Here is a 13,608-nt window from a genome sequence, read left to right on the forward strand (position 1 = left end):
CATAAATGAACGAGTCTAAATTTACGATTAAAGAAGGAGATTTACAGTTCACCTTTTTAAATAGTGGTGATTTATTTGAAATCAGTCATAAAAGCACGATGATCAATCAACTATTGTCCAATCCAATTGACGGAGCATTAAATAACCTCTACTTGCGTATTTATGCGTCTGATGAAATAAAGGTTATCCCTTTATTAGGTGTTAAGTCTGATAGCAGCTTGTTCACCAACGAATCTCAAGTTATCTGGCAAGGTTCTAAGTGTGGCGTAGAATACCAGGTTACATTTAGATTATCATCGAAGGGAATCTGGTTCTGGGATGTTACCTTGAACGCCGAAGATATAGACGTAGATATTATTTACGGACAGGATCTGGGTCTTGCCGATCATGGAGCTGTTCGCTCAAATGAAGCTTACATGTCTCAATATATGGATCACAAAGTATTTGAAGATACCAAGAAAGGTTATGTTGTTTGCACACGGCAAAATCAACCTATGACTGACGGCTTTCCGTACATGCAACAAGGTGCACTTAATAAAACAGTTGGTTATTCTACAGATGGATTTCAATTTTTTGGACTATCGTATAAAACCACAAACGTGCCAGAAATACTAACGAAAGCCACCCTGGCAAATGAAATCTATCAATATGAATTTGCTTATACAGCATTGCAGTCAGAACGCCTTACATTATCTGGCCAGCAGCAATTTGTATTTTACGGCCTTTTTAAAGAGGATCATCCATCAACTATTACTTCCTTAGAATTTGAAGATGAAGTATCGAATGCATGGGAAGAAGTGAAAAATCAGCGCACCGCAGCTCGCCAACCGTTGGATAAGATCAGTACTTCTTCTATTATAGGAGAACCACTTCAAACTTTATCCATGACAAATGAAGAGATTAACAACTATTTTCCTGCGCGCCATCAGGAAGAATATGAGGATGACTCACTACTCTCGTTTTTTACGAATTCGTATGAGCACGTGATCTTGAAGGAAAAAGAACAACTTGTGGAACGACCACATGGCCATATCTTAATGAGTGGACAAAATGATAAATTAAAAGAAGACACGATAACTTCCACTTCCTTTATGTACGGTATTTTCAACTCCCAAATAACAGTCGGAAATACTTCCATGAATAAGATGTTATCGAATATACGAAATCCGTTAAACATAATGAAAACGTCCGGCCAAAGGATATACGTAGAAGTGGATGGAACTTATCGCTTACTTACCATGCCGTCGATGTTTGAACTAGGATTTAACTATGCACGCTGGTACTATAAAACCGAAAATGATGTATTGGTTATCACTAACTTTACAACTGTTGATACACCTGAAGTGCAGCTGCAAGTAAAGTCATCAAGTGGTAAATCCTATGACTACCTAGTTACAAACCAAGTAACAATGAACAATAATGAATACGAAAGACCGTTCAAGATAGAAAAAGAAGGAAATACCTTATCTTTTTATGCTGATTCTGAAGCTGATAGCGCGGAAAAATATCCAGATCTATCTTATCGTCTTCATGTAACAGGTGCTGATGTTCAGTTAGAAGATGAAAACCTTTTAGCTCAAAACGCTTTACCTGGTTTAGCCTCGCTTGTGGTTCTACATGTGAATTCCTCAAGTGAATGGGAAATAGGAATAGAAGGACTATTATATAACGAAAATAAACCTTGGAAGAAAAAAGACTTTGAAACGGAAGCTGCGCGTTATCGTACATTTTATCGTGATGTTATGAAAGGCTTTTCCCTGTCAATAAATAACGAAGCAACAGAAGAACTTGAAAAAATGAACGCTACTGCATGGTGGTATACACACAATATGCTTGTACACTTTTCCGTGCCACGTGGACTGGAACAATATATTGGAGCGGCATGGGGAACACGCGATGTATGCCAAGGTCCAACCGAATATTTTATGGCAACGCAAAACTTTGAATCAGTAAAAGAGATTCTTATAAAGGTTTTCTCCCATCAATATGAAGATATCGGAAACTGGCCGCAGTGGTTTATGTTTGATAAATATGCAAACATTCAACAAGCCGAAAGCCACGGTGACGTAATTGTTTGGCCTTTAAAAGTAATAGGAGATTATTTAGAGGCAACGAAGGACTATGCTATTTTGCAGCAAAAAGTTCCTTACACAGAGCGGGATGGATTCGGATTCACTGAAAAAACCGAAACTATCTTGGATCATGTCAAAAAGGCAATTAACTATATTAAAGATGAATTCATCCATGATACGTTCTTATCATCATATGGTGATGGCGATTGGGATGATACACTTCAACCAGCAAATGCCCAACTAAAAGAATTCATGGTTTCAAGCTGGACAGTCGCATTGACGTATCAAGTAATTAGTAAACTGTCAGAAGCACTCATAGAACCTGATGAACAGGAAGCAAATGAATTACAGGCATTAGCTTCCGGAATTAAAAATGATTATAATCGCTATATCCATAATGCAGATATTCTACCCGGTTTTGTATATATGGAACAACCAGGAAAGTCAGAATTCATGCTACATCCGACCGATTCGAAAACCGGAATTAATTATCGATTACTACCAATGATTCGAGGAATGATTAGCGAACTTTTAACAGCAGAAGAGGCTAAAGAACATTATGCTATCATCAAGGAAAATCTTTACTTTCCAGATGGCGTCCGCCTAATGGATCGACCAGCTAAGTATACTGGAGGAGTAAGTACACATTTCAAACGGGCAGAACAAGCAGCCAACTTCGGACGCGAAATCGGTTTACAATATGTACATGCAAACATCAGATTTGTTGAGGCAATGGCAAAACTCGGTAATGAAGATGAAGTTTGGAGAGGTTTATCGGTCATCAATCCGATTGGTATCAGAGATATTGTTCCAAATGCAGAAATCCGTCAAAGTAATACCTATTTCAGTAGTTCTGACGGAAAGTTTAATACTCGATACCAAGCACAAAAAAACTTTGATAAACTTAGAGATGGAACCGTACAAGTCAAAGGTGGCTGGCGCATTTATTCAAGCGGCCCAGGGATTTATATGAACCAATTAATTTCTAACTCACTAGGAATACGTCAAGAAAAAGGTAACCTTGTTATTGACCCAGTGTTGCCAGAAAAACTTGATGGATTACAGTTTAAATTTACGTTCATGGATCGGCCTGTTACATTTGTTTACCATCTGAATCAGGATAAGAAACACTTGGTTATTAACGGTCAGAACGTGGAAACAGAATCCATTACCAACCCTTACCGTGATGGCGGATTTATTGTCGGACATAAGGTGCTCGAGGAACTTCTATTAACGGATAACAATAAAATAGAAATTTATATGTAACAGGTTAACCCACAATTCTGAAGAAGGATTGTGGGTTTATTTTAGTTTAGCTAACAGTTCCTACTCCCAAGTCTGAATTGGACTTGCACACCTAAAGGCTACTGAAAAAGTTAAATATAGTACTAAATATGCGGATCCACCATCGCATATTCGATTATACTTCACTTTCCGCGGGCGAGTGTCAAGCCTATCTCTTGCTTCCCGCAGGAGTCTCCGTATATTCGAAATGCTAAGTTAAGGTGTAAAGTTAATTTTTTTAAAATCCACCACTTTTTCAGTTGCCTTCCTAGTAGTTGATAGACATCCAGCGCAAAAAAAACTCCCTCAACATCGAAGGAGTTTCATTAAAATATGGGCTTAGGAAGCGATATCGTGTTGAATAGCATTTAAACGCTTTTTGTTCGTTGCAATAAGGTAAAAGACAAGCGCCCAAATAAGAACTGCGATAATCGTTCCAATGTTGAAAATTCCTTTGTCTGCTGTCCACATAATGGAATAACCGATCGAACCTAACAACAGCGCGTAATAGAAAAACGGAAGAAGCGTTTTACGAATAACATGCCCTTCTTTCCCTACAAGTCCAACAACGGCCGATGCAGCGACCACGTTATGCACGCAGATCATGTTTCCAGCTGCACCACCAACTGCTTGAAGGGCAACCATCCAAGTTGGGTCAGCACCGATCCGCTCACCTACCCCGAATTGGAAGAGGGAGAACATCATGTTACTAACCGTGTTACTACCAGCTACGAACGCCCCAAGCCCTCCGATAAACGTTGCAAAAAATGGATACATGGAGCCCGCTATATTTGCAACGCCTTCTGCGAGTACAATCGGCATTTTTTCATAACCCGCTGCCCCGCCACCTGAGTTAAGAAATACTTGCACCATTGGAACAGTAAAGACGAGGGCTGAACCTGCAGCAATCATTGTTTTACCGGAATCTTTCCAAGCCCGGGCAAATTCCCTGCCTTTCATTCCGTGCATATAGTACGTAAATACTGATACGACTATAAAAATGAAGCCTGGTGAATAAAGAATGTCCCAGCCGGAAGATATCTCTGTTCCAAAGATATTTGGAATCGTAATCTTGGCAGCTTTAAGCCATTCTCCAACAACAGTTAGTCTTGAAATAAGTAGTAGAACTGCAATCAAAACGTATGGAGCCCATGCACGCCACATGCTGATTTTGCCTGCATAGATATCGCTATGTTTGAGTTCAACACGACCAGTCCATGTTGGGTCCCAGCGATCTTTTGCTTCGAAATCCCACATTTCGCTGTCTTTTGGCATAAGGAAGCCTTTTTTGGCAGCAGGAATGACAATTGCCAACCCAATTAAGCCACCAATCATGGAAGGAAATTCAGGTCCTAATGTAATTGCAACTATAAGATACGGTACCGTCATCGCTAACGAAGCAAATATGGCAAACTTCCAGACCCTTAAGCCCTCACTGAATGACTTGTTTTTTCCGAAAAACCGGGTCAAAATAGCGACTAGAAATAATGGGATTAACAGTCCCGCAATGGCATGAAGCAAAGCTACTTTCCCGGCAACACCAAATACAAAAGCTGAAACATCAGTAATTTGGGAAAGCGGCTCAATTCCTGTACCTACACCAACAATCATCGGCGTTCCAACTGCTCCAAATGATACCGGTGTACTTTGAATAATCATACCGCAGACAACAGCCGCCATCGCCGGAAACCCAAGTCCAACCAATAATGGCACTGCAACGGCAGCAGGTGTACCAAATCCTGCTGAACCTTCAATAAAAGAACCGAAAAGCCATGCAATGATAATTACCTGAATACGACGGTCAGGTGTAATATCTGTGAAACCGCGACGAATGGTGTGCAGACCCCCACTTTCTTGAAGTGTGTTCAATAGTAAAATCGCGCCAAAGATAATAAATAAAAGCGTAACAGCAACGATAAGACCATGTACAGATGCAGCAGCGACTTTTGGAAATGCTACATCCCAAACGAGAAGCGCCAGTAAAACCGCGACGATGTAGGAAAGCGGCATCGCTTTACTCGCTGGCCACTTAAGTCCGACTAGAAAAACCGCAACAACAATAACCGGAAGTAAGGCCAGAATAGCTAATATTCCATTTCCCATTTTCAAATCCCCTTATAAAAGTTTTTTTATTAGGCTCTTTTCGTACCCAATGTTGCTTTTTTATCTTCATAGTTGATATAAAATGCGACTTAACTAAAATCATGTTCGATGCCCTTGCGCCATCGCTGCGGAAAAATCACTACGCTTTCCGCGGGCTCGCGCTGAGCCTCCTCGCTCGCAAAGACCGCTCCCTGTGGGGGTCTCAGCGTCTTCGCTATTTCCGCAGGAGTCTCCGTGTTTTTCCTCCGCTTGTGTGGTGTCTATAATGGAACGATAGAATCACATCATTGATTAGAGCATGAAGTTCCCACTATTATGGCAGTTGATTTTCGTTACGGACAGTCGACTCCTGCGGGAAAAGCAACAGCTGAAGACCCCACAGGAAGTGGTCGATGAGGGCCGACTAAAACCGTCCTTTGCAGACAACGTCGGCATACCCCTTGCCGGGGCAAGGAGGCTGAAGCGTTGCCCGCGGAAAGCGAACTGACCGGAACGGAAATCAACCAGCAGTTACGTCGCGTAATATTGATATTCTCTCAAAAGCAACAATCTTTACGAAAACAGCCTTATATTAAATAACAATATGCATGTCCGCTCATAAAAACACAGAAATTTAATATTGTTATATAAACATAGAGATTAAACATAAAGAAAAAATCAGCCTTGTTTTACAGGATTACGAAGCTTACCAATTTCAGCAATTTCACAGACGATTTCATCGCCATCTTTCATCATTTCAGCACCAAGCGGACTGCCAGTTAAAATCACATCGCCCGGTTCCAGTGTCATCACTTCGGATAAGTAAGCAATCATCTTTCTCATTGAAACAATCATAAGCAGTGTTGAGCTATTCTGCTTCTTGTCACCGTTTAAGTATGCTTCAACCTTGATTTTGTCGGGATCAAGTTCTGTTTCGATATATGGGCCAAGCGGTGTGAACGTATCAAATGACTTTCCTATCATCCAATGCCCAGCTTCATGGAAAAACTGTGGTGCCGTTACATCATTGGCTACCGAATAGCCAAAAATATAGTCTGTAACCTCTTCTTCAGAAATGTTGCTCGCGCGTTTGCCAATCACCACTGCAAGCTCGGATTCAAATTTCACTTCTTCTACTTTACTTGGGATAACAATTGGCTCCCCACTCCCAATAACAGAAGAAACGGGCTTATAAAAAAATACAGGTATATCGGGTAATTCAGAAGGTAGATCAGCTGTTTTACCGACATAGTTTGCACCAATACCAATCACATGACGTGGTGTAAGCGGTTCCAAAAGTTCAATCTCTTCAACATCATGTACTACTTCTGTATGCTTCCAATCTGAAAATATGTCCCCCTCAATTTCTAGAATACCGTTGTCTGTTACGATTCCTTGCAAAATTGTCTCTTCAGTTTGTTTTTTAAATCTAGCAAATTTCATTGTTTGATCTCCTCAATTCTGAAAAATTAAGATGGGTTACACTACCCATCTCTCTCATTTTTATATCTTGTGAACTAGTAAACTATTATACTTCTGCTTTTTTCAGTTCCTGTTTAATTTCAGCACAACGGCCAGGGCTCGGGAATAGTTTCCCTGGATTTAATAAGTCATCCGGGTTAAATACAGATCGTATATCCGTTTGCGCTTCCATTTCTTCGTCACTGAAGATAAAGCGCATTTCAGATGATTTTTCAATGCCAACTCCGTGTTCCCCAGTAATCGAACCACCAACATCTGCACAAGCCTTCAAGCATTCGGAACCCGCTTTTGATGCACGTTCACTTTGACCCGGTATACTCGCATCAAACAAAATAAGCGGATGAAGGTTTCCATCTCCTGCATGGAAAATATTCGCAATACGAAGTTCATACTTTTTACTTATTTCAGCTATTTTTATAAGCACTTCTGGCAAGCGTGTTCGTGGAATAACACCATCCTGAACGAGGTAGTCAGGAGAAATTGCTCCCATTGCACCAAAACCCATTTTACGGTTTGCCCACCAAAGTCCGCGCTCTGCTTCATCCTTTGCTACTTTTACTTCGCGCACATTGTTGTTTTTACATACAGTAAGAATTTCATCAATTTGGTCGTCAATTCCAGCTGCAATTCCATCAACTTCAATTAGCAGGAAAGCAGCAATGTCTCTCGGATGCCCAACCGGATAAGCAGCGGATTCCACACCCTCGATGGCGATAGAATCCATCATTTCAAGTGCCGCTGGAATTATACCAGCCGAAATAATCTCAGAAACAGCTTGGCTCGCATCATTAATATCATCATAATAGGCGAGAACGGTCTTTTTACCTTCAGGATTTTTTAATACTTTCACCGTGATTTTCGTCACAATGCCAAGTGTTCCTTCTGAACCTGTCAACAGACCAAGTAAATCGTATCCTGGGCGGTCAGGAACCCCTTCTCCTCCAATTTCAACGATTTCGCCATTTGGAAGAACAACTTCAAGTCCTAAAATATGGTTCGTCGTTACACCATATTTTAAACAGTGAGCGCCACCCGCATTTTCAGCAACATTACCGCCAATCGTACATGCATACTGGCTTGAAGGGTCTGGTGCATAATAGTAGCCTTTGTCCGAAATGGATTGTGTCAACTTCAGGTTAACAAAGCCCGGCTCAACAACTGCTTTTCTATTTTCTAGGTCGACGTGAAGCATCTTCTTCATCCGAACCATACTAATAAGAACTTCACCGCCGAACGGAGTCGCTCCTCCGCTCAATCCCGTCCCTGCCCCACGTGCAATATAAGGAACCTTTTCTTTGTTTAATCGTTTCACAATCTCTGAAACTTGTTGTGCATTATTTACAAAAACAACCGCTCTTGGCATCCCTTTTGACATCGTATAGCCGTCACATTCATATGAGATGAGGTCTTCTTTTAAATATAGAACTTCACTTTCACCTACAATATCGATTAACTGTTGAACAACAGTGTCAGAATTTTGCTTTTTACGATTTTTCCCAAACATACCTTCCACCTCCTTCTTCTATGATTTCACTAGTTTGCTAGCTTCTTTTTTATCTTTTTCGTAAGCCCAATCTAGCAGCTGAACAGTATGGACTACTTTTTCACTTCTACCATGTTTTTCAACACCCATCGCAATTTGGAGCATACAACCCGGATTACCCATTGAGATCATGTCAATATTGTCAGGAATATCATCGATCTTACGGTTAAGAAGTTTCCCTGCCATTTCAGGATGCGTGAGATTGTAAATTCCCGCACTTCCGCAGCATCTGTCTGCATCAGGTAAATCTACCATTTCCACGCCTGGGATTTCTTTTAAAAGTTGACGGGGTTCAAAACGAATACCTTGTCCGTGAGCTAGATGACAAGCATCATGGTACGTGATTTTTGTTTTAATTTCTGTTTTTGGTCGTTCAAAATCATTGTCATACAAGAACTTAGAAACGTCTTCAATTTTAGCTGAAAACTCCTCTGCCAAAGGTAGCATTTCAGGATCATTTCTGAATAGCTCGTGATATTCCTGAAGCGCACATCCGCATCCTGCAGCATTTACAAGGATTTTATCGTAATCTTTAAAGGCCTCTATGTTTTGTTTCGCGAGCTTTTTCCCTGTTTCTCTTTCCCCAGCGTGAATATGAAGGGCACCACAGCATCCCTGTTGTTTGGGAAGGCCAACTTCAAATCCATTATGTGTGAGAACGCGAATGGTGGATTCGTTAACGTCACTGAACATGACATCCATGACACAGCCAGTCAACATGCCAACCCGTTGTTTTGTCTCCCCCTCAGCTGGAACAATTTCTGGATATCTATCTAGTACAGGTTTGCCGACTTTAGGAAGAATGGCTTCCATATCTTTCAAGTGTGTTGGCATTACATTAAGCAAGCCTGTTTTTCTTACTACGCTTTGTACACCGCTCTTTTGGTAAAACCTTGTTAAACTACCCAGCATATTCAGGCGGTTTTGATATGGGAAAACTCCCTTCAAAACTGTCCTGCTGAAAGCACCTGTAAATCCCGTTAAAGGCATCGCTTGGCGAACCTGTCCACGAGCTTCTTCAATCAAGCCACCGACTTGGACGTCTGCCGGACATGCTGTTTCACAAGCACGACAATCAAGACAATCAAAGACAGGTTTGGAAAAAGCTTCATTAACATCAAGTTTGCCTTCCGCAACTGCTTTAATTAAATAAACGCGACCTCTTGGCGAATGTTGTTCCTCACCTGTTTCTTGATAAGTCGGACAAGCTTCAAGACACATCCCACAGTGAACACAGTCTTCCCACTTATTTTTATCGGGAATATCTTCCCAAAGGTAGTTCCCTAGACTCTTCGTTTGACAAGGTGCATCGGTTTTCTCATTGTTCAATAAACTTTTCAATCTATTTTCATCCACACTCATTTTAAATACCCCCTACAAAACGTTGGCGGTTTAGGATTTCCTTTGGGTCATTTGTTCGTTTAATGCCTTCTAATAAAGAAAAATAACCTGGCTTTTCTCCCCAAACGCCAACCGCTTCTCTTAATGTAAACGGCAAATGTGTACACACAACATACCCACGTTTTTCTTCTACCTTTGTTTTTAATGCTTTAATGTAAGAAATGATATCTTCTGGAAATCCTTTGACATAAACTTTCGAAATGCCATGCCCTACACCACCATGTGCTTCGACTGCAACATGATGTGCTTCAGCAAGGTTGTCGGCCGCTTCCAGGTTAACGAGAACATCTAAATTATTGCTTCCAATTTTCAGTGCCGCCTGTGTGTTTGCTTCATTCGTGTCATCATTGTAGCCATTAGGTCCAAAATGACGGAACTTTTCCCACCAATGTCTTGCTTCCTCTTCATGCAGCACGGAATGCTCGACGCCGATTGGCAAATGTTCCTTTACCCATTTTTCCTGATCAAGGACAGCATTTTCCCGGTCTTCAAATGAAATTGCTAGTGTATATTTACTATTGCCTATCATTTTTTCAGAAATAGAAGGATTTAAAATCTCAAGAGAGACTGGTTCCATGAAAGAATCGAGAATTAGCACAGAAAAATCACGAATAGCTTGTTCATTGCCTTTAGGGAAATGCAAAAGAGATAAACCTTCATATTTCGGGAGAGGACGTAATTTAATCGTGATTTCGCTGATGACACCTAGCGTTCCCATTGAACCGATAAAAAGCTTATTCATGTCATAACCCGCCACGTTTTTCACAACTTTACCACCTGTCCGGATAACCCTCCCGTCCGAATATACGATTCTAGTTCCGATGACCAAGTCTCTTGCAGATCCGTAAAGCAATCTTTTTGCCCCGCTATCATTCGCTGCGACAATGCCACCAATCGTTGCCATTTCCGGCCAGAAAGTGTCAAGTGCAACACGCTGCCCATTCTTACCTAATTCATCTGTAATTTCCTTTAATGTCGTTCCGGGTCTCACCGTCAATGTCAGGTCACCAACTGAATGCTCTACAATACCTTTGTATTTGGAAAGCGATAGTAAAAAATCCGCTTGTTCAATCGCCCCGCCGTAGCCCCGCTTCGTTCCGCCTGATACAACATTGACCGTTTTATCGTGTTTGTTGGCATAAGCAAGAACCTTTGAAATGTCTTCTTCGGAATGGGCTTCAATGATTTGAATCCCACCGTTTCCAAGCGGATGTCCTTCTTCATCGTTAAGTTTAAGTTGTTCTTTCGGCAAAACCCCTTTTAAATCTAAAGAAACCATGTTGCTGTACCCCCTTGATTTAAGCCATTATCTTAAATTACTATGCTATAACAAAGCCAATAAACTATTTTAAAAAATCAGAAACTTTAACTTACACAGATGCTAAAGGTGAAAAAAAGGGACTAACTCCTTTCAAAAGTAATAGTCCCTGCTTGCCTTTTCCTATGAACGAAGATTAGTCGCCTTCCCTGTACGATACTTTTCTTTTGCTTCAAGACGACGACGGTGAAGAATTGGTTCTGTGTAGCCGCTCGGCTGCTCTTTCCCTTTGAATACAAGGTCGCACGCTGCCTGGAAAGCGATTGAATCATTGAAGTTAGATGCCATTGGACGGTATAATTCATCCCCCGCATTTTGATCGTCAACAATTTTTGCCATGCGCTTTAGCGTATCTAACGTTTGTTTTTCCGTGCAAATACCATGGTGAAGCCAGTTGGTTATCATTTGGCTCGAAATACGCAATGTTGCACGATCTTCCATAAGCGCTACATTATTAATGTCAGGAACTTTTGAACAGCCAACACCTTGCTCAACCCAGCGAACTACATAACCGAGCAGTGTTTGTGCGCTGTTATCAAGCTCTTCTTGAATCTCTTCTGCAGACCAGTTTGTATTTTCCGCCACCGGGATTTGCAAAATTTCATCACGGTAATCTTTTGTTTCTTTTGCAAGCTCCTCTTGAACTTTTCTTACATCAATTTCATGGTAATGAAGCGCATGCAATGTCGCTGCTGTTGGTGATGGAACCCAAGCTGTATTTCCGCCTGCTTTTAAATGACCTACTTTTTGCTCGAGCATATCGGCCATCAAATCTGGCATTGCCCACATTCCTTTGCCAATCTGTGCTTTTCCTTTTAGGCCTGTGTTTAAGCCAACACGTACATTATTTTTCTCATAGCCGTTCAACCAAGTCGATGATTTCATTCCACCTTTACGGATCATCGGTCCCGCTTCCATCGATGTATGAATTTCATCGCCAGTACGGTCTAAAAATCCTGTATTAATGAAAACAATTCTCTCTTTTACTTCATTAATACTATTTTTCAAGTTCAGGCTAGTACGGCGTTCTTCATCCATTACACCGATTTTAAGTGTATTGCGCTCCATATCGAGCATATCTTCTACGCGGTTAAACAATTCATTCGCAAAAGCAGCTTCTTTTGAACCGTGCATTTTTGGTTTAACAATATAAACAGAGCCTTTTTGAGAATTTTGGTAAGGTCCATTGCCTAAGAGACCGTGTTTAGCCATTAAGCTTGTAAACACACCATCCATAATACCTTCTGGAATTTCTTGCCCACTTTCATCCAGAATCGCATTGTTCGTCATTAAGTGACCTACGTTACGGATAAACATAAGCACACGACCAGAGAGTGTAACCTCTTCACCGTTCGGACCTGTATACGTCCGATCAGGGTTTAATGTACGGGTGATTTCTTTTCCGTTCTTTGTGAATACAGACGTTAAATCACCTCTGTTCAAGCCAAGCCAGTTGCGGTATACAAGCGTTTTATCTTCAGCATCAACAGCTGCCACGGAATCTTCACAGTCCATAATGCTTGAAGTAGCGGACTCTAAGAAAACATCCTTCACTCCCGCTTCATCTGTTTTTCCAATCGGGTGATCGCGGTCGATTTGAATTTCAAAATGTAAACCATTATTTTTTAACAGGACAGCTTCAGGCTCTTCTGCTTGCCCCTGGTAACCAGCAAATAGAGAAGCATCTTTAAGTTCAGTTGTTTCACCGTTTTTAAGTGTTACTTCTAATTTCCCGTTAATGATTGCATATTTTATTGCTTCTGTATGTGATGATACCTTTAGCGGTACATGTTCATCCAGGAAGTTTTTAGCAAAAGCAATGACTTTCCCGCCGCGGACAGGATTGTATGAATTTTTCTTCTCAGCGCCACCTTCTTCACTTATTGCATCTGTTCCATATAATGCATCATAAAGCGATCCCCAGCGGGCGTTAGCAGCATTGATTGCATAGCGCGAATTGTCAATTGGCACAACGAGCTGTGGTCCCGCCTGGTGTGTAATGACGTCGTCGATATTCTCTGCCGTAATACTAAAATCTTCTACCTGAGGCTCCAAGTAGCCGATTTTTTTCAAAAATGCCTTGTACACTTCAAAATCAAACGCATTGTTTTCTTTATGCCATGCATCAATTTGCTTTTGAAATTCATCACGCTTTACTAACAATGCTTTGTTTTTCGGAGCTAAATCGGAGACAAGCTTCCCTAAATCAACCCAAAACGTTTCACTGTCAAGACCCGTTTCTGGGAGCGCTTCTAAACTAACAAAATCATAAAGTTCTTTTGCAACCTGAAGATTGCCAGTTTTCACATAATTCACCATTCACCATACCTACCTTTCTTTCCATCCTTCTTTCTACTATTCTATTACAGGGTACGGTAGAAACAAAAATACATGTTTTGCATAATCATTATTCCTTTTGGCTATAC

General features: G+C 41.0%; 7 protein-coding genes. 1 reads left to right on the forward strand and 6 read right to left on the reverse strand.

Features of this window, described 5'->3' with window-relative positions:
* The first annotated feature begins 5 nt into the window (after window positions 1-5).
* Window positions 6-3,338 (forward strand): GH36-type glycosyl hydrolase domain-containing protein, encoded by a 3,333-nt coding sequence (locus tag LG329_RS07190; RefSeq protein WP_404455244.1) that lies wholly within the window; start codon window positions 6-8, stop codon window positions 3,336-3,338.
* A 357-nt stretch (window positions 3,339-3,695) separates the two neighbouring features.
* Here LG329_RS07190 and LG329_RS07195 read toward each other — a convergent pair whose 3' ends face one another.
* The 6 genes from LG329_RS07195 to LG329_RS07220 form a co-directional block, all read right to left on the reverse strand.
* Window positions 3,696-5,459, reverse strand: a complete 1,764-nt coding sequence (locus tag LG329_RS07195; RefSeq protein WP_404455246.1) for an L-lactate permease — start codon at window positions 5,457-5,459, stop codon at window positions 3,696-3,698.
* A gap of 657 nt (window positions 5,460-6,116) precedes the next feature.
* Window positions 6,117-6,881 (reverse strand): fumarylacetoacetate hydrolase family protein, encoded by a 765-nt coding sequence (locus LG329_RS07200; RefSeq protein ID WP_404455249.1) that lies wholly within the window; start codon window positions 6,879-6,881, stop codon window positions 6,117-6,119.
* An 85-nt stretch (window positions 6,882-6,966) separates the two neighbouring features.
* Entirely contained in the window at window positions 6,967-8,424 is a 1,458-nt protein-coding gene (locus LG329_RS07205; RefSeq protein ID WP_404455251.1) for an FAD-linked oxidase C-terminal domain-containing protein, read from the reverse strand.
* An 18-nt stretch (window positions 8,425-8,442) separates the two neighbouring features.
* Window positions 8,443-9,825, reverse strand: a complete 1,383-nt coding sequence (locus tag LG329_RS07210) for a (Fe-S)-binding protein (protein WP_404455253.1) — start codon at window positions 9,823-9,825, stop codon at window positions 8,443-8,445.
* A gap of 1 nt (window position 9,826) precedes the next feature.
* Entirely contained in the window at window positions 9,827-11,143 is a 1,317-nt protein-coding gene (locus LG329_RS07215) for an FAD-binding oxidoreductase (protein WP_404455256.1), read from the reverse strand.
* A 162-nt stretch (window positions 11,144-11,305) separates the two neighbouring features.
* Entirely contained in the window at window positions 11,306-13,501 is a 2,196-nt protein-coding gene (locus LG329_RS07220; protein WP_404455259.1) for a malate synthase G, read from the reverse strand.
* Between the last annotated feature and the right edge of the window lie 107 nt (window positions 13,502-13,608).

This window comes from Virgibacillus necropolis (assembly GCF_044793635.1).
In the GTDB taxonomy this organism is placed as follows: domain Bacteria; phylum Bacillota; class Bacilli; order Bacillales; family Amphibacillaceae; genus Virgibacillus_F; species Virgibacillus_F necropolis_A.